Below are 17,990 nucleotides of genomic sequence, written 5' to 3'. Positions count from 1 at the left end.
TCGTTCAGGCGGTGCGGATCGAGGCGAGGAAGCGTCCGACCTCGGCGCTGAGGCTTTCGGACTGCCGCGACAACTCCGAGGCCGCGTTCAGAACCTGACTCGCGGCGGCGCCGGTTTCCTCGGCGGCGTCGGCGACGCCGCTGATGTTGCTCGTGACCTCGGCCGTGCCCGCCGAAGCTTGGCTGACGTTGCGGACGATCTCCTGCGTCGCGGCGCCTTGCTCCTCGACGGCGGCGGCAATCGACGTCGCGACGCCGCTGATCTCGCGGATCCGCCCCGTGATCCCACCGATCGACGACACGGCATGGCCCGTCGAGGTCTGGATCTTCGCGATCTGCCCGGAGATCTCCTGCGTCGCCTTGGCGGTTTGCTCGGCGAGCGCCTTCACCTCGGAGGCGACGACGGCAAAGCCCTTGCCGGCGACGCCCGCCCGTGCCGCCTCGATGGTCGCGTTCAGCGCGAGGAGGTTGGTCTGGCTGGCGATGCTCGAAATTAGGCCGACGACATCGCCGATCTCACCCACCGACGCACTCAATTCGCGGACGAGCATGCCGGCCTGATCGGCTTCGCCCACGGCGGCCCGCGCGAGTTCGGCCGATCCGTTCACCTGGCGTCCGATTTCCTGCACCGACGAACCCAGTTCTTCCGCCGCCGCCGCCACGGTGTTGACGTTCGAGGCCGCTTCCTCGGCCGCCGCCGCGACGGTCGTGGACTGGTTGGCGGTTTCCGTGGCCGTCGCCGTCATCGATTGTGCGGTGGCCTGAAGCTCGGTAGCCGACGACGAGACCATGCCGACGATGCCCCCGACAGCGCGGTCGAAGCTGTCGGCGAGTTCGATCATCGTCCGGCGCCGCTCGGCCACCGCCGCCGCGTCGGCGCTTCGCTGCTGGTCGGCCTGCGCCAAGGCCGTCTTGGCGACCATGGCCTTGATCCCTTCGACGGCCTTGCCGACCGCACCAATCTCATCGCCACGCTGGGCTTCGACGATGGGCGCGTCGGTCTCGCCCTGCGCCATCCGCTGCAGCACCGACACGAGGCGGCCCATGGGCCGGGCGATCAGGACGAACACCAAGCCCGAGAGCAACAGCGCGATCAGGACGCTGGCGACGCTGCTGGCGATGCTCGTGAAGTACGCCGTATCGAACGCTTGCCGCTGCTCGGCAGAGCGGCGGGCGAGGAGGTCTTGCTCGGTCTGTGCGATTTCGGCGGCGCGGGCGCGCAGCGCATCCATGGACGACTTGCCGGCTCCGCTCGCCTCGATCTCCCGGGCCTTGTCGAGATGTCCGGCTTCGGCGCTGGCGATTTCGCGGGCGGCCACCCCGTCCGACCACGCGTCCGCAGCCTGCTTCAAGCTGACGAGCCGGGTCTGCTGCGTGGGATTGTCGGATGTCAGTTGCCTGACCCGCTCGAAGCTCTCGCGGAATTCGGTCTGACCGGCGCGATAGGGCGCCAGGAACTTGGCATCACCGGAAACCAGATAACCACGGACACCGGTTTCCTGGTTGACCATCGCGGTCGTTGCCGCCTCGAGCGACCGCAGCACCTGGAAGGTGTGTTCGGTCATACGGATGTTGGCGTCGATCGATTGAAGCCGTCCGTAACCGAGAATACTGCTTCCGAGCGTGACTGCAGCGAGGGATAGGAAGGCAGTCGTCAACTTCGTCGTTATTTTAATATCGGAGATAGCGAACATGACTTCGACCTTCTAGCTTACGATTTAATTGTTTCCAATCAAATGGAGCTGACACAAGGTAGGTTAATGCCGCCGAAAGAATGTTTTGCCGGAAAAATAAACTGAGTTACGTTTTGTCGATTATACAACCACTGGTTACGTTCACGACGAGCGCGGAGCCCAATCAAATCCAACCAGTCACCAGTACTGCCGTACTGTCGAACGGTGGGACCGGGGATGGAACACCCCAAAGCGCCGCCATATTGGGGATGGGCAATACATCCGCCCATTTCGGATGCGACATATTGCGTATATCTGTGGTTGTGCGGCCACCGCAAACGGTTCGGCCGCGCGCCCTCAAACGCTGGTTCTGAGGAGGACTGACGATTTGGGGAAAGGTGGAGCGGGCGATCGGGATCGAACCGACGACATTCAGCTTGGGAAGCTGATACGGCCCTTTCCGGCACCCACGGCTGAGTGATTCCACCGTTAACCTCGTCATTGATATTACAGCGTTTTCCGCCGCCTACGCAGCCTGGGCGGCTTGCCTGACGTTTTGCACCATGCGTGACATCCCTGTGGCATCCGGGGCTGAGGCGTTCCATGGGCGAGGCACGAGGCGGGTACGAGCGCGAGCGCGCCAAGCTGACCGCCGACCACTTGAAGAAGGCTCGCAGGCTCATCGCCGCCGGCGCCGTCCCAGGCCGTGGCTGCGAATTCGCTGACACCGAATCCCCCGGACTGCTGCTGCGGGTGACGCGACGGTCGGGTACCTGGCTCCTCAAGCATCGCTCGGGCACCGTGCGGTTGGCAGACATGGATGCCCTACCGGTCTCGGCCGCCCGCGAGGCCGCGGAACGCGCCCGGGTCGCCGTCCGCGAAGGTCGAGTCGGCGGTTTGGCGGTCGACCTGGCAACCTGGGAGGAGGCGCACCGGCGGGGGTTCTCGGCCGAGGATGCGCGCGACGCGGCGTTTCCCGAGCCGCTGCCGCAGCAGACCGACGGCGACCGCCGGCGGGACGGTCCTTGGAATTGGGCCGACTTGATCGACCTTTTCCTGGCCTACAAGCTGCCCCGCCTGAAGTCGCGTTGGGCGGTGCAGTTCGAGCGTCACCTGCGCCGGGCCGAGGAGGGCCTGGCTTGGCGTCAGGTCTCCGCGGTGACCTTGGAGGACCTTGTGCGTGTCCGCGACCGCGTGGCCAGGGAGCGGACGGCCTCCGCTGCCGCCGACACCGTCGAGGCCGTCCGGGCCGCGTTGGACTGGGCTTGGACGGACCATGCACCGCGGGCCGGCTTGCAGCACCAGCCATTCCCGTGGTGGCGCGAACGGCTGACGACGGCCTGGTCATCGACGCCCCGGGAGCACACCCCAACCCTTGAAGAACTCGCGCGGACGCTTGTTCTGGCGGAGAGGCATCGGGCGCTCGGCGGGACCGGGAAGGAGACCGCCGACGGCCTGCTGGCGGCCTTGTGGGCGGTCGTGCTGACGGGTCAGCGCGCCGGTGCGCTGACCGGCACGCTACGGGCCACGACGCGTCCCTGGCCGGACCGTCCAGGCTGGGAGGTTTGGACGTGGACGGCCGTCGAGATGAAAGGCGGCAAGGCGCCTAAACCCCACGCCATCCCGGTGCCGCCCGAAGCCCTTGCGGTGCTGGCGCGGTTCCGCACCGACCCGGCATCGCCGTTCCTGTTCCCGTCGCGCGTGCCAAACAAGTCCACGACCGCCGTCGGGCTCACGCAGCACCTCACTCGGATGCAAGGGAAGTTGAAGGCGGCGAAACAGGGGGGCGTCACGTTAAGGCCTGAGGGCGACCTGTTCGCATCGCACGGCATCCGCCCGTGGACCCCGCACGACGTCCGCAGGACCCTCTCGGCGTTCCTCGACCTGGAGCGGCTCGGCGGTGCGGCATCGGCCATCCTGGCACACCGGCCACCGGTCGCCCGCGGAGAACAGGCGGAACGAGAACTGGCCCAGGCGATCACTCTCCGGCATTATCTCCACACTCAACGGCTGGAGCTCAAGTCCGAGGGTATGTCGGCGTGGACCAACGCCGTCCTGGAGGCCTACGCCGCGGAGGCGGCACGCCTCAAGGCCTGACGGCGGCGGTCGCGTCCGAGGGCGCGCGCTACGTCTTTGGGGCGGTCGGCGCGCACGAATCCGGCCCGGCAGCCGACGCCCAGCACATCCTCCGCAAGGGCGCGGAGGATGGCATCCCTCTCCTCGCCCGCGGTCGCCATCGACACATCGTCGTAGCCCATCTGTCCCTCCTTCACGTGAGAACAGATATAGAACAAACAGGAGTGGTCAATGATCCCGTCCGACGCTGAATACGAACGTCCCGTGCGCGGCAGCGGATGTTTCCTCGCCGACATGGGCTACGAGGAGCCGGATGCGGCCAGGGCCCGGTTCCTCCTCGAAAATGACCTCGCCGTCGCCGTCGAGGATGGCCGGATCACCGTGGCCGAGGCCGCCCGGCTCCTCGCGGCCACACCGGCCAGGGAACCGTAAACCACACCGGAATCAGCCGCTTGCCGATGTCCCGGCGAGCTGACAGACCAGGGACTCGAACACGAGAGGTCGCCGTGAAACCGATAGCCACCCCCAACCGACAGGACCGTAATCCGGGGGCGTGACGCCGTGCGCAGCCCCATCAGGAGGCTGCATCGTGTTCACCCGTCCCAAGGCCGTCCATCTGACCGGCCGCGTGCTCTTCACCGCCGATACCCACTGGAACCACGCCCGGGCCATCGGGCACTCCGACCGCCCCTTCGCCGACGTCGGCGAGATGGACCGCCTCATGGTCGAGGCGTGGAACGCCACCGTCGGCCCTGACGACACGGTGTTCCACCTCGGCGACTTCGCCTGGAAGATGCGGTCCGACCGCATGGCACCGCTGTTCCGGTCCCTCCATGGGCGGAAGCACCTCATCGCCGGGAATCACGACCACGGGGATACGTTCGCCTTGCCGTGGCTGAGTATCCACGAACGGCTGACGGTGGCCCTGGACGGGCATCGAATCGTGCTGGACCACTATCCGCTCCGGGCGTGGGATCGGGCCTACCACGGATCGCTGCACCTCCACGGGCATACCCACGGGGCGTTGGCGGGGACCAAGCAGTCGACGGATGTGGGTGTCGATGTCTGGTCGTACAGGCCCGTGACCCTACCGGAGATCCTCGCCCGAATGGCGGCCTCCCCTGATGCCCCGGAGGAGCGGCGGGGCGAGGAATGAGAAAAGGGCCCCGCGTTACCGCCGGGGCCCTTCGTTCATCGGATGAGCCCTGGTGGGGATGTTGCGACACCGTCGAGTTCCTGGGCGACGTCGTGGAGACGGTCCCGCGCCTCCCGCAGCGCCTCCGCCAACGCCGGGGCGACCCACGCCGGAACTTCCATTACCCCGGTCGCCCACCGCTGGACCATTCGCCTGTCGAGCGCATCCTTGGGCGCGGTGGGATGCCGGGGCCCGAGGACGTCGGCAATGATGCGAATCCAATCGTCACCGGCACGGAGAGCCTCCCCGGCCCGGGCCAGGAGTTCCGGTGTCACGGACCCTCCCTCCGGTAGACCGGGAATCCGAGCGCCCGGTCCTCGTCGTCGAGGACGGCCAGGTCGTCGCATAGCTGCAGCCAATCCAAGTCGACCATCCGACATACGACGACCTCCTCCGGCCGCTTCGCTGCCCGCTTCCCCGCCGGCTTCCCCGCGGGCGCGACCGGCGTGTACGTCATTTTCACGCAATGCGCCCCGACGGCGCCGACCGCCTCGGCATGGCGCTCCCAGGCCGAATAGGCGGCGGAGGGCGTCGTAGTGGCCACAACCAGGTCGAGGCCCGTGCCCTCCAAGTCGGTGTCGAGATCCGACGGGTCGACGACGGACATATGGAACACCAACGTGCGACCGCCGACTATCCTCAGGGCGTGCGCATCGGCGATGTCCTCGCGCTCACGGCGCGTCAGAGGGCGCGACGGCTTGCTGACGCGCTCGGTGGTCCTGGGTCTGCGATGGGGCTTCTTGGGGGCGAGATGGTCGTAGAGCATTGCGGCACTCCGGCTGCGGGCGGCAACGCCTGCCCGTGACCGAATTGAAGCGCACGCCCTCGCAACCCACAAACCTCATTCTTCAGGCACCCCGGCGTCGTCGGCAGGCACCCAGCCCGCTGGGCGAGTGTTCTCGTCCGCGGCGGAGTCGTAGTCGGAGTACCCCCAGGTTTCGAGGTCGGTATAGTATACCAGGTCTCCACCACGGTATCTGACTAAAGGAGTGCCGTTCCTTCCGGTGCCGTTCTCGAAGATGATCAGGCCGCGCTTGCCCTCGACCAACCGGACATGCGCCCACAAGTCCCGCCCGCGCGTACCCGTCGCCAGGAACGACTTGATCGGCGTGACTTGGTCACCAAGCCAGGCCCGCATCAACTGCGTTACCTTAAACTGAGTATCCGATGGGAGACGCGTCAACTTCGTCGGCGTCGGGTCAGTCGGTGCGTCGGGGAATACCAACGCCAATTGCCTCGTCGGGTCGGCGACCGGCACCGGGATACGACGTCGGCGGGCGAGACGGGCCTCTTTCTCGGCGGCGCGTCGAGCGGCGTACTCCGCCGCCGCCTCGACCCGCAGCCTGTGCTTCTCGTCTTCCTGGACCTTCCAGGCACGGTGTGCGGCCTCCTCCGCCTCCCAGACCGCCCGGCCTTGCGGCCTCTCCGGGTCGAGATGGGGCGGGAACGACTGGTCATCGGTCAGGCCCGTCTCCCGCTCGATGATGGCGATGACCGCCTCGGGGGCGTCAGGGATGATGAGGTCGAGGAGGTAATCCCACTCCCGGCGGCGGTTCATCCCGGGCCGCATCCCGGCGAGGATCTCGAGGAAGAGGGCGATGTCAGCCGCCGCCACCGGCCCATCGGGGTCGACATCCGGTAGCGACCCACCGGCTTGGTACATCGCGCAGTGACCGTCGGATGTGGAATCCCGCGAGGACTCCCTGAGGAACGCCTCGATGTGCTGGCGGTCCTTGGCGACGAGTTCAGTGGCGACGATGGCGGACCAATCGGTCATTGGAGTGCTCCACGATGAGGCCAATGCCTCGATGCGCAGAGGAATCCAGAATACCCGCCCTGTTGCGAGTCCTAAACACCTTGGTGGTTAAGACCGCTCCGAGCTCACAACCTGACATGAGGAGGTCAATGGCGCAACGACACCCTCGTGGGACGGTAAACAACAGGTTAATACTGCGAAATGTAGTAGGTCCCTTTTCGGGAAATATGGCATGGCCGTCACGCGTAGTTCGTGATGGCAAGGTGGGTGGGCAGCCAACCGACGACGGCGACCTGGGTGTCTTCATCGTAATGGAAGTACACGCGAATCAGCCGGGCCGGGTCCACCCCGTGTTTCACGCGGCGGTCGAGCAGGATCTCCTTACCCTTCCAGGTGGCGGTGTATCCGAGGTGCTTCAGCTTCGCGAGGTTTCTCATCGGTCGCCCGACATCCAGGCCCTCTCGCCCGAACCGGGCCTGCACGTCCTCGTGCGTCGTCCCGGGGTCCATGCGCATCATCGGAACCCAGGCGTCCCGTAGGAGCAGCAGGATGGTCCGCAGCTTACCGAGATCGACGTACGTCGCCTTTCTGGCCGACTTCACCGCCTTTGGTAGGATCACGAGCGAACCGGTCGCCTGGGCTTCCGCGAGGATGCCGTCGATATCGGTAGGAACGACCTCGACCGCCGGGGCCGGCGCCCGCAGGCGCTCGATCTCGGCCCGTAGCACGAGTTCCCGGGCGGCGAGTTCATCCCGCTGCCGCTCGACCTGTGCGAGCTCGTCGGAGGCCGCCTCGAAGAGGGCCAGGTTCTCGGCGGCCCTGCGGGCCACCGCCTCGGGGTCCTCCTTCGCCGGCCGGGGCGGCGGGACTGGGTCGCCGGGGCGCACGCCGAGCCTCTTTGACTGATTCCGTACCGTGTGGTCGGCTACGCCGTAGTGGCGCGCCAGGGCGGCCATGGACGACGCCGAGCAGATGTCCCGGATGAGCGTCTCCTCGTCGGGCAGGCCTGCACGGACCGGCTTCCGGCCGCAGATCCCGAGCGCGTCGGCCTTACGGGCCAAGGCCTCCCGCGAGACGCCGAGGTCCCGCGAGAGGGCCGCGAGGCCGCGGCCGGCGCTCAAGGCGGCCTTCAGGCTGGCGTCAAGGGGGAGAACCTCCTCGACGAGCCTGTACTGCGACCGGACGCCCAGGCGCTCGGCCTGCCGGCGTGCCCATGTCGTGCGGTAGCCCAGCGCCTCGCCCGCCGCCGCGAGGGACGGCGACGCGGCGATGACGCGGGCGATGGTTTGATCGTCCGGCCTGTCACGCATGCGGCTTACCCCCCCGTCGTAGACCCCGGCCATGCTCGCGGCGACGGTCAGGGCCATCAACGCTACGGCGAAAATGGTTGACCAGATGACCAACACACCGGCACTGCCCACAAGCTCCGCAAAGTACCCGGCCGCCGTGACGACAACCGTGGCGAGTCAGGCGGCGGAGACGACCAGGCGGCCGGGGGCGCCGGTGGTCAGGGAAAGGACGCGGCGCATCAGGCCATCTCGGCCGGGGCGTCCGGCAGCTAATTCAAAAGTTCGTCGACGGCCTCCTCTCCGATAACGGCCTCGGCGCTGGCGATGAGCCTCTTGGCCTCGACGATGTCGATGACGGCCTGAGCGCGCGGGTCCGTGGGGGTGACGGCGGTCGACACCTGGTGCTGCGCCCGCGTCGTGAACTCGTCCTGCGTCATGGGGATACGCCTCCCGTCCGGCATCAGCGCGACGATAGCGACGTCCTGCCCGGTCGGATGCGTCGCCGGGTCGAGGGGGAGCTCCTCCATGACGGCGATCCAGTCCGTCACGAGCGACTCCTCATACTGGTCGACCCTTCCGTCCTGGATGAAGTGGCCGGCACGGAGGTCGAGGATGTCGGTGACATCACCGGCCAGCCGGATCTCGAACCCCGCGGCCGCGAGGGCCTGCGTGACACGGCGTCCCCTCATGTTGGGGAGGTCGGACCGCGACGACTCCGCGATGGCCCTGGAGATGACGCGCTCGGCGTCGTCGGCCTGGGTCTCGATGGCACTCGTAGCCCTGTCGAAGATTGTCTGGCGCATTGTACGGTCCTCGGGTGATTGGGGGGGGTCGTTGGCCGCTGTCGCCCGGCGCGTCGGCGAACGAGCCCTCAGGCCCGTGATGGTCCGATGGATGGTTGGGCCGGCGACGGGATCGACCCCGCCACCGGGAGGGGGTTCGACTTCGACGTGGGCCGTGAGGACGAGCGCCCCCCTGACCGCCACGACGAGGTAGGAATCCGCGTTCTCCGCGCGCCATGTGAGGTCGCGGATGACGTCCGCCTCGCAGCCCATGTTCTGGGCGGTCTCGGCCACGAGGTGCGCCTCGGCCGCGACTAGGAGCTCCGAACCGAGGTCGGCCTGCTGCCTCGGCTTGAGGTTGGCCCAGTAGGCAAGGGCCTCGCGCTCGGTCATCGCGCGATCTTCCGCCGGAGGGCATCCCGCAGGCCGGGCAGGCACGCGGCCAACAGTCGGGCAACCCCCTGCCGCGGAATGGCGGGCGTCGCGGTCATCACGGTCGACGCTCAGGCGCGTCGCGAATGCGCTGAGCGAGCCTGGCTCTCCGGGGTCGACGACGTCGAGTCCCCGCACCCGCGTGACGACAGCGTGGTGAATATCTCCAACGCAGGCCTCGCGGTGGCTATGAAGGCGGCCGTGAGGGATTCCTCGCGGACGGTGAGGAGCCACTGTCGGGACATGCACGTGGCGGGCTCGCCCCGGACGAATGAAAAATCGTCGGCGGGGTGCAGGGAGGTGGTCGCGGGGGCGTCAGCCATGGGGTGCATCCTCGACCCTCTCGTACGAGGTCTCCACGGGCCGAAGCTCGAGGGCGCGGAGGATGCCGGGACCGGGGCCGCGGCGGGTGGCGAGGACGTCGCCGACGTATGCGTGGGACAGCGCATGGCGGCGCGCGAAGGCCACGGGGCCTCCCGCTGCGCGCACACGCATCTCCAGCCTAGCGAGCACTTGCTCGCGGCACAGGATGGACACGAGTAGACGCTCTACTAAACCGGGGTGAAAGGGGAACCGCGTGGCGGTGCTGTATTGATCGTAGCGTCGGCGCGTCGCCGCAAGAGCAGGTCCTGACGTTTTATTTTTAGTGTTTTCGAATAAAAATCGCGCGGACGCTTCGGCGCTGGTTCCTTGCGTAGGGGAGTAGCACTATTACGGCCTCGACTACGGGAGAATACCGATGCGGAGGCTGATGAGACTGATCATGGCGACCCTGGCCATGGCCCGGGCCCTAGTATGGGATGGGGTGTCGTGGACGTGGCGCGTGACGAGGGCCATACTCGGCGCGCCCTCGCCCGACGTCTCCGAGGCACTGGCCGAGGCCGACGCCATCGAGGCACCGGTTGCCGCCCCTGAGGCTCCCGCGGCGAAGATGACACCCCACGAGAGGCTGGGCCTCGATGTGCTGGCGACGCTCGCCCCGTTCGCCGGCGGGGGACCGTCAGAGCCGCTCCCGTCTCACCTGGAGCACTACGTGAAGGGGCTCACCGTCACCGAGCGCGTGAAGCTGGTCAGCAAATTCCCGGACCACATCGGCAGGTTCTTGTGTCACCGGGACACGATTCCCGGCCTTCCGCCGGTCCCGACCGTGGCCCAGCACGGGGCCAGGATACTGAACTTGGCACTCGACCTGCGGGACCACGAACGGACCGAGGACGTCGAGGAGGCCAACAGGGCATTCAGCCTCGCCGTTATCCAGGACCTGCTGGACGACCTCGACGAAAAGCTAGCCGTCTGACACCATCCCAGAGACGATGAAGGCCGTCTCGGTCACCGGGGCGGGCTTTTCGCTGTCCGGAAGCACTCCGAGATAAATGGGGTCCAGTGCATTTTAGGGATGGACTCTTTCCATGTGAGCATCTGTGAGCATCACGTGATGCGCCTGCGTGACCACGTGGTGCTACCGCCCCGCGGCGGCGGCGAGGATGAGGCGACGCCGGCGCTCACCGTCTGCGCGGGCCCGGGCGAGTTCGGCGTTCCGGGCGATGGTCGCCTTGGCCTGCCGACGCTTCAGGATGATGGCGGCCGCCAGTTCGTCGGTCATCCGGGCTGCCGTACGGGCACGCATCTCGATGGCGCGGTCGGCCAGGAGTGCGGCGATGCCGTAGGCGATGGTCTCCGCGTTCTCGCCAAAATGCTCGCCCGTCGCCATGACCGTCTCCATTCGTCCGAGTCGGCCAGGGGGCGGCATCGCGGCTCCATTGTCTAGGGGGAACCGTCGGCATGCCTTACCGTCCGTTACAGGCCTGTGGATGGCCGGTACGTACGGGCATCCACGAGTCCCCCTGTTGGCCCCCAATTCGTAACCCTGGCAGCGCCCCGTTACACGCCGATTGTGTAACGGAAGATCATGAGCACCTAACGGACCCTGATCGTTACCGGACAAGCGTCGAATATCTTTAAATGTCGGCTAACGTACTGTCGTATGTTTCCTGGAACGCGAGGTCGCGCGCATGATCGAGGTTGGCGATGAACGCCGGCGTGATCTGTCGAACGGAGGCGCCCCGATTGGAGAACCGCATCTCGTGACGGTAGGCTTCGATGATGGCGAGGCACGTGTCGCCGTTGACGGTATGCGGAACGTATCCCGGGCAGTGGATCCGCGACGGTCTCACAAGGCCCAGTAGTGCCTCAAGCTCGGAGCCAGCACAGTGGTCCGCGTCCCAGTTCGTCACATCCAGGTCGTTCGCGTGGGTGACCCCGCAGATCTCCATCTCGGAAAGCAAGGTTTTTCGGTTGCACACGTTCAAGCGACCTTCGATGACGGTGAAGCGCCTGTTGGCGAAGTACGAGACGGAGGACCCCTCCGTACCCAATAGGTAAGCCCTGAAACGCGTCACCATCCGGAACCCCATTCATCCGGTTTGCGCTGGGTGGGCGAGGCTCGGTTCGACCCCTCGCTGGATCGGCAGCGGTCGCATTGCTCCTGCCGCTCATCCGACCATTTCGGCCAGCACCACGTTCAGCCCGTCGTCGCCGAGGATCAGCGACAGCCCGGGCAGGCCGTCTAAGGCGGTGTCGATGGCCGTGTGGCAGAGTTGGACGATATCGGTGGGACTCGGGTCCACGGGATGTCGGAAGGGGTGCGAATGCCACTCCCCAACGTACCGGACCATGTCCATGACCCTGGCCATCTTGCCGGTCACGTCGTCGGAGAGGCCCTCGATGCCCCTCTCGAACGCGGCCGGCGTCCCCCTGCTGTCGGGCGGAGGCGGCAAGGGTTCGACGATATGGATCTTCCGCGCCGAGCCATCGACCACGCCGATGACGGAGCCGCCGGTCTCGGCAGGTAAGGCGCCCTCCCGCATGTCGACCATCGCGGATCGCGCCTCGGCGTCGATGGTGATCTCCCATCCCACGAGGCGGTGGCGCTCGACAGGGGCGACAACCGGCGCCGTGACGGACACGCCGCCATCCGCGGCGAGGGTCCAGATGCCGATTGAGGGGCCGGGGGCATCCAGGGCCCGCGCGAGGCCCATGGCGGCCAGCGACGACAGAAGGGCGACGCGAGATTCCGGGACGCGGTTCGTCACCGCCCGACACGCCCCCGTGTAAGCGAACCTCTCGCCCGTGGCCGTAAGGTGTCGCTCCAGCGCGGGGATCAGCAGCACGGACCGATAATACTGGGCCTCAAGGTCGCGCAGCGTGATCGAGCGATCCTCGGGCTCGACGAGGACCACCGTGGCTTCGGCGGAGGGGTTGAAGAAGATGCTTGCACGACGGCCGGGCACGGCGAGGTCGGAGAGATGTCGGCTCGCCGCGACCGAGGCCGAGGCATCGATGATGACCGCCGCCTGCGCGAGCGCATCGCCGAGGTCGTCGGCGTGGGGCCCGGGACGGAGGACGTTGCAGCCGATGACCCTCGTGACCGAGCCGGCTGCCGTGGGCTCGAAGACGGCGTTCAGGTGATGGCCGAGCGCGGCCGCCTTAACTTGCCCGACCTGCATGGCCCCCAGCGTGTGACGTGCCAAGTTGTGGGGCAGCAGCCGGTCGTCGTCGACGATGCACCATTCGTATCGTCCCTCCCGGACAAGGCTTTCGGCGACGTGGGAGCCAATGGCGCCTGCCCCGACCATGACCACCTTCCGCGCGTCCGACGCCTGCCGGCCACCCAAGGTGGCGGCCAACCCCGCGTCGAACGCACGATGGACCTGCGCCATCTCCACGACGCATCCGGCCAACTGCGAGCCGTCGACGTCGCGTGATGGGATTGCACGGACGAAACCGGATGCCGCGTTCTCATCCTGGTCCGGGAGCAGGATGCCGAGGGCGACCCCGACCTCGCCGATCGTCTTCTGCGTGATGAAGACCCGGAGGTCGATCAGCCCCGGAAGGTCGCCATTCGGAGCGACGACCGGCATTGCGACGATCAGGGCCAGCGCCCCGTTGAGGCGCGCCCGGTCCTTTGCTTCGGACCCGGCCCAACGCCTCACACGTTCCTGGAGGTCAGGGATGATCGCGACGCCGCGGTCCACAAGCACCGCAGCGAGCGCTGCCAGATCGCGCGGTGCCCGCCGCATGCGGGTCATCCGCTCCGGGGGCACGGTGTAGGCCACCGGGATGATGCGGCTCGCGTCCGCGCTCCTCGGCATGGAATTGACAGGCATGACCATGAGGACGTCGGGATCGTCATCGCTGGTTCTGAAACCGACTAGCTCCACGCCGTCCGTCTCGGACAGGACAGAGGTTGGCACGACGATCTTCAGGGGAGAGAGCCCTAAGAAGGGGTCCACGGGTTGGTGGGGGTCGTGCAATTCGCCTCGGGCGGCACGCCGGAACCAGAGGTGGACGCGCTGCAGCAGTTCCGCCGGGGACCAGGTCAGGCGCGCCTCGTCCCAGGGACGGTCGTCGATGCACAATGCGGAGGGAAAGCCCTCCGGCACCAGCTGTTGGTGCTCCGTGTCCGGAAAGTCCTCCCGAAGCATCACCACGAAGGGCATGGCTTCCTCGGCGCCAAGGGCGATGCCGATCCTCTCGACCCTTTCGATAGGTACGACGGGCCGCTGCGGCACCCCGGTCCTGATATCGACGAGGAGCATCTCCGGCCCGGCGGGATGTCGGCGCGCTTCGACCACGGTGGCGATGTCCGGGGCCGTGCGCATGTAGGCGTCGATGGCCCTCGCCTGCCTCGTAACCAAGTCGTCGATGGCGATGACGGCCCACTCGTCGATCCAGGCCATGGCGCTCAACCCTGGCGGGCGGGCTTGGAGGTGGCGGCGGTCGCGACGGTCGGGGCTGCAAGCACCAGGCCGATGCCGTAGCGGTCGATCTCGAACCGCAGGGGCTTCGGTGGGTTTGCGGTCTGGTCCATGGTTACCATGAACGTCCCGAGCTTGTCGCCGACGACGCGGCGATGGTGATTGGCCGCTTGGCGGTGGGGCGGCTGGGTGGACTTGTCCTCAGGCGATCCGGGGAGCGGGATGGGCTTGCTCGGCGACACGATGGTGCAGCGGTTCTGCCCCTGGGTCTCGAAGAGCCATTTCACCTCGGGCGCCGCCACGGTCTCGGTCAAACCGCGATCCGGCCCCAGGGACAGGTACGAGCAATGGTGGAACAGCTTCAGCAGGTCCCAACGTAGGCGGTCGTCGTTTCCGTAGCCGCGTGTGATGTTCACGATCTCGGCCAGGACCATATGGTCGACGTCCGAGCCGAACAACGCATACGATTCCTTCCCGCCGTCCACGAAGACGGCCTGTAAGACGATGCTGTCGCCGTTGCGGTCGTGGACCACGGTCTCGTCCTGGCGCCAGGCGAAGGGGCTGTGGACGAAGAATTCGACGGCCTCCGGGCCATCCTTGGCGAAACCGGGCACGAGCTTGCCCGCGTCGACGAACAGGTGCTTCCGGCTTTCGAAGTCCATGCCCTCCGCTACCATCCACGTCTTGAGGCGGTCGGCGCGGGAGAAGATGCGAATCCCCTTCCCCTCGCGGAGGCGATGGCGCGCCTCCTGTCGAATGAGGCGGGCATCGCCATCGAGATTGGTTTCCGTCAGCGCACAGGCCGGCACCCACAGCTCGTCGATCTCGACGCGGTCCTCTCCCTGGTACGCGGTTGAGTGCCGGAGCCAGAAGAACTCGCCCATGCGCTGGCAGTGGTCGTCGTCGAGGTGCGTGAAGCAGACCACGTCGAAGTTGTCCCGCCCCGCCTTGCGGAGGACCGCCCTCAACTCCTTGGCGAGATCGCAGCGCTTCTCGTACGGATCGTCGGGATTGTGCTGATTGCCGAAGTCGATGAGCAGCAACTGCTTGTTGGCGAGCTCAAGCAAGGTGCTGTCGGCGTTTCCGAGCGGATAGAAGGTCGCGTAGGCGGTCATCTCGAAGGCTCCTCATTCCCTTGGGTTCAGGCGTGCATTTCGTCTACGGGCGCCACTCAAGCGTCCGTGGGAACAGGGCAGCCGAATGCGTCGTGAGGACCGTGTCGGCCACCTCGAAGCCGTGCCGTGCGATGCGTTCGAACGCGGCGGGCGTCATAACCTTAAGGTCCGTGGGATGGCCGAGAGCTGCGCGGACCTCGGCGTCGTTCAGGAAAGCGTCGTATTCCCGCCCGTCGCGCGAGCGACCTTCCTTGATGTCGACGTCCCGGATCGACACGCCCATCTTGAAGAGGGCGCCGGTGACGACCTTGGCGTCGACGTCCCTCATGAACATCCTAGACCTTAGGGCCCGGATCTGGTCGCTCGCGATGTCGAAGAGTCGGGGACCGGCGAGGCGTCCCTTGAAGATGGCGAATGGGGAGGCCGAGCCGTACGCCGGGACCGGACCGGAAGCGTCGCTGCAGATGACGAACGCCGCCGGGTCCGGCGCTATTCCGGGCTTGTAGATCGCTTCCAGTCCAAGGTTCTCGTAGACGCCCCCGTCCCAAAGCCCGATCCTGTCCACGTCAGGTTGGGTCCGCTTCAGCGGTTTGCGCGTCGCCGGATCGGTCTGGAACCAACCCTCCTTGGGCAGGTCGATCCAGAGGGCGCCCAGGACGTAGGGGACGGCTGCCGATGCTGCGGCCGCATCCGCCAATCGGATGTCGGGGGCGTAATGACGCCCGAACACCCAGTCCCCCATTTCCCTAGCGGAGAACCTCCAGCACTTGCCGCTGTGGAGGGACGTCGTGTTGATGAGCCAGGCGGGCTTCTCCGGCAAGTCCCGCACGCGGCCGGTGACGCCCCAGCGTTCGGCCAGGAGATCCGCAAGCACGCTGGCCCGGTGCGTCAGTATTCTTCTGTTGAAACGGAACAGACCGCGCCATCCGACCGCCCTCACCGTGAAGAGATCGACGGTCGTCAGGAGGTTGCGGAGGGACGGGTATGTTCGTTCAAGGTAGGCTGCCGAGCCGGGCCACGCATGTTCGTTGAACGACATGAGGGCCGAAACGAGCAGGCTTCCGCCGGATACGGTCGAAACGTGCGTGATCCTTTCCAGAAGGCCCTCCTCGGCAAGGCGTTTCAGCACCCCCGCATGGAAGGCCGCGGCGCGTATGCCTCCGCCGGAGAGCGCCAAGCGGATCGGCAGCCCAGGTGGTTGGCCGGCCGACGTCGCGTCCGAGACGGTCGTGGCCGGCGGTTCCGTTCCGTTCTCCCGGGACGTCGGGTCGGCTTCGCGGCCAGGCTTCGGGCAATTCTCCGGCTGCATCGCGTGCTCCCGCTACGCCACCGTGGTAGCGAACCATAAAGTATGTCTACACCGAACATGCGTGTCGTTGTAGCGCTTTGCAAGGCCCAGGTGTTAGTCTACGCCGAACTTTTCGGTTCGACCGGTTCGTGAGGGGAGGCAGGCCGCGGTGGCGACGTTCGGCGAGAAGATCAAGGAGTTGAGGAAGAAGGCGGGCCTGACGCTCGATCAGCTCGCCGAGATGACAGGCTCCAGCAAGTCGTACGTTTGGGAGGTGGAGAACAAGAATCCGCCTAGGCCATCGGCCGAGAAGATCGACCGGATCGCGAAGGCGCTCGGCGTCACCGCCGATTACCTGATGGACGCCAAGGCCGACTTGATGACCGCGGAGGACGAGGCTTTCTTCCGGAAGTACAAAGGCCTCGATCCGGACGTGAAGGATCAGATCCGCCGGATCACCGAGACCTTCAGAAAATAGTCGTCCCGCAACGCCCGCGGGCGTTGCCCCGAGCTTGCTTGGCTGCGAGCCTGGACCGTCATGGATTCAGGTTCCGGTCAATGCCAGACTCATCCGAGATGACGCCGATGAGGTGGGCCAACCGGCTCACCCAAATGCTCGACGCTGTGAAGGGGGCCGACCGTTACCCGGTCGACGTCGAGGAACTGATCCTCGAATATTCCCGGGTCATCTCGCCGGACGACCCGGTGCTTGAGATTGTCAGCCGGCCCCTGAGGGGGTTCGAGGGCGCGCTGGTGCCGGTGCGTGAGGAACCCTGCGGTTGGCTCGTCGTGAGCAACTCCACCGCGTCGCCGGGCCGGCGCCGGTTCACGGTCGCGCACGAGGTTGCGCACTACCTGCTCCACCGCGACCGCATTCCGCCCCAGGGCATCTACTGCAAGGAGGAAGACGTCAGCCGCCGTGCCGGTAAGGACATCGAGAAGGAGGCGGACAGCTTCGCCGCCGCGCTTCTTATGCCCCTTCACGACCTGCGACGACAGATCGATCCCATTGCCAAGCCTACCCTGGCCGACCTCGGCGCGCTGGCCGAGCGGTACGGCGTGTCGCTGACGGCAGCGACGCTGAGGTGGCTCGAAGTCACCGAGCGCCGGTCGCTCATGGTCGTCTCGACGGAGGGGTATGCTCTCTGGGCGAGGTCGAGCGAGCCGGCGTTCAAGTCCGGTCGTTTCATTAGGACGTCGGGTGCCCCGCACGAGATCCCCGCCGGCGCCGGCGCGACGCGGCCGGATCTGGCGGAAGCGTGCCGGGCGGGCATCAGCCATCCCTCCGGGGTCTGGTTCGACGAGGAGGTCGAGGAATACACGGTGCATGCAACCGCCATCGAGCAGGTCATCACCATACTGCATCTTGGCGGGGGACGGCCCCGGTGGAGTGTCGTGGAGGAGCGTGAACCTGACGTGGTGGACAGATTCGAGGCGAACGGTCGAGCCTGAGCATCGCCAGGCGTGCTTTCTATCAGGAGGGGGCCGCCTTTCGATCAGATAGAGGCATTCGTGTCGGGGCGAGAACCGGCGACCGCTTCTTCACGCCCCGTGTCCAAGACGCCCTGAACGGTTTCGGGGCGGCGGTCATGGTGGACAGGGCAGAGGTCTTTCGCGTCGCGGACAAG

The 17,990-nt window shown here is 66.7% G+C and carries 18 protein-coding genes; 6 read left to right on the top strand and 12 right to left on the bottom strand.

What is annotated here, in order from left to right:
* Positions 1-4: 4 nt before the first annotated feature.
* Complete coding sequence (locus MKK52_RS11175; protein WP_243953895.1) at positions 5-1,693, bottom strand: methyl-accepting chemotaxis protein; 1,689 nt, start codon at positions 1,691-1,693, stop codon at positions 5-7.
* A 582-nt stretch (positions 1,694-2,275) separates the two neighbouring features.
* Here MKK52_RS11175 and MKK52_RS11170 point away from each other — a divergent pair.
* On the top strand, positions 2,276-3,769 hold the full coding sequence (locus tag MKK52_RS11170) for a hypothetical protein (protein WP_243953893.1): 1,494 nt from the start codon (positions 2,276-2,278) through the stop codon (positions 3,767-3,769).
* Here MKK52_RS11170 and MKK52_RS11165 read toward each other — a convergent pair.
* On the bottom strand, positions 3,736-3,930 hold the full coding sequence (locus MKK52_RS11165) for a hypothetical protein (protein WP_243953891.1): 195 nt from the start codon (positions 3,928-3,930) through the stop codon (positions 3,736-3,738). The genes MKK52_RS11170 and MKK52_RS11165 overlap by 34 nt on opposite strands.
* Positions 3,931-3,979: 49 nt before the next feature.
* Between MKK52_RS11165 and MKK52_RS11160 the strand changes: the two genes are divergently transcribed.
* The gene (locus MKK52_RS11160) at positions 3,980-4,180 is read left to right on the top strand and encodes a hypothetical protein (RefSeq protein WP_243953889.1); all 201 of its coding nucleotides are present in this window, start codon (positions 3,980-3,982) and stop codon (positions 4,178-4,180) included.
* Positions 4,181-4,337: 157 nt separating this feature from the next.
* Positions 4,338-4,904, top strand: a complete 567-nt coding sequence (locus MKK52_RS11155; RefSeq protein ID WP_243953887.1) for a metallophosphoesterase — start codon at positions 4,338-4,340, stop codon at positions 4,902-4,904.
* A gap of 310 nt (positions 4,905-5,214) precedes the next feature.
* On the opposite strand, the gene MKK52_RS11150 is transcribed toward MKK52_RS11155, so the two are convergent.
* The 5 genes from MKK52_RS11150 to MKK52_RS11130 all read right to left on the bottom strand — a co-directional run bounded on the left by MKK52_RS11150 (position 5,215) and on the right by MKK52_RS11130 (position 9,691).
* Positions 5,215-5,709: a hypothetical protein gene (locus MKK52_RS11150; protein WP_243953885.1), complete on the bottom strand. Its 495-nt coding sequence runs from the start codon at positions 5,707-5,709 to the stop codon at positions 5,215-5,217.
* 75 nt (positions 5,710-5,784) lie between these two features.
* Positions 5,785-6,720, bottom strand: a complete 936-nt coding sequence (locus MKK52_RS11145) for a hypothetical protein (protein WP_243953883.1) — start codon at positions 6,718-6,720, stop codon at positions 5,785-5,787.
* A 218-nt stretch (positions 6,721-6,938) separates the two neighbouring features.
* On the bottom strand, positions 6,939-8,120 hold the full coding sequence (locus MKK52_RS11140) for a hypothetical protein (protein ID WP_243953881.1): 1,182 nt from the start codon (positions 8,118-8,120) through the stop codon (positions 6,939-6,941).
* A gap of 137 nt (positions 8,121-8,257) precedes the next feature.
* On the bottom strand, positions 8,258-9,163 hold the full coding sequence (locus MKK52_RS11135) for a hypothetical protein (RefSeq protein ID WP_243953879.1): 906 nt from the start codon (positions 9,161-9,163) through the stop codon (positions 8,258-8,260).
* 354 nt (positions 9,164-9,517) lie between these two features.
* Positions 9,518-9,691, bottom strand: a complete 174-nt coding sequence (locus MKK52_RS11130) for a hypothetical protein (protein ID WP_243953877.1) — start codon at positions 9,689-9,691, stop codon at positions 9,518-9,520.
* 274 nt (positions 9,692-9,965) lie between these two features.
* Between MKK52_RS11130 and MKK52_RS11125 the strand changes: the two genes are divergently transcribed.
* Positions 9,966-10,499 (top strand): hypothetical protein, encoded by a 534-nt coding sequence (locus MKK52_RS11125; RefSeq protein ID WP_243953876.1) that lies wholly within the window; start codon positions 9,966-9,968, stop codon positions 10,497-10,499.
* A gap of 162 nt (positions 10,500-10,661) precedes the next feature.
* Here MKK52_RS11125 and MKK52_RS11120 read toward each other — a convergent pair whose 3' ends face one another.
* The 5 genes from MKK52_RS11120 to MKK52_RS11100 form a co-directional block, all read right to left on the bottom strand.
* On the bottom strand, positions 10,662-10,913 hold the full coding sequence (locus tag MKK52_RS11120; RefSeq protein WP_243953874.1) for a hypothetical protein: 252 nt from the start codon (positions 10,911-10,913) through the stop codon (positions 10,662-10,664).
* 247 nt (positions 10,914-11,160) lie between these two features.
* Positions 11,161-11,604, bottom strand: coding sequence for a hypothetical protein (locus MKK52_RS11115; RefSeq protein WP_243953872.1), 444 nt, complete (start codon positions 11,602-11,604; stop codon positions 11,161-11,163).
* Between the two features lie 90 nt (positions 11,605-11,694).
* Positions 11,695-13,941, bottom strand: a complete 2,247-nt coding sequence (locus tag MKK52_RS11110; protein WP_243953870.1) for a ThiF family adenylyltransferase — start codon at positions 13,939-13,941, stop codon at positions 11,695-11,697.
* A 5-nt stretch (positions 13,942-13,946) separates the two neighbouring features.
* Positions 13,947-15,074: a hypothetical protein gene (locus MKK52_RS11105; RefSeq protein ID WP_243953868.1), complete on the bottom strand. Its 1,128-nt coding sequence runs from the start codon at positions 15,072-15,074 to the stop codon at positions 13,947-13,949.
* A 43-nt stretch (positions 15,075-15,117) separates the two neighbouring features.
* Complete coding sequence (locus tag MKK52_RS11100) at positions 15,118-16,383, bottom strand: patatin-like phospholipase family protein (RefSeq protein ID WP_243953865.1); 1,266 nt, start codon at positions 16,381-16,383, stop codon at positions 15,118-15,120.
* Positions 16,384-16,531: 148 nt separating this feature from the next.
* Between MKK52_RS11100 and MKK52_RS11095 the strand changes: the two genes are divergently transcribed.
* Together MKK52_RS11095 and MKK52_RS11090 are read left to right on the top strand one after the other, a co-directional pair.
* Positions 16,532-16,840 (top strand): helix-turn-helix domain-containing protein, encoded by a 309-nt coding sequence (locus tag MKK52_RS11095; protein ID WP_243953864.1) that lies wholly within the window; start codon positions 16,532-16,534, stop codon positions 16,838-16,840.
* A 107-nt stretch (positions 16,841-16,947) separates the two neighbouring features.
* On the top strand, positions 16,948-17,814 hold the full coding sequence (locus tag MKK52_RS11090; protein ID WP_243953862.1) for an ImmA/IrrE family metallo-endopeptidase: 867 nt from the start codon (positions 16,948-16,950) through the stop codon (positions 17,812-17,814).
* The last annotated feature ends 176 nt before the right edge of the window (positions 17,815-17,990 follow it).

Source organism: Methylobacterium sp. J-067, from assembly GCF_022829465.1.
GTDB classification, from domain to species: Bacteria; Pseudomonadota; Alphaproteobacteria; order Rhizobiales; family Beijerinckiaceae; genus Methylobacterium; species Methylobacterium litchii.
The sequence above is the reverse complement of the archived record's forward strand: the minus strand, read 5'-3'. Positions and strand labels throughout refer to the sequence as shown.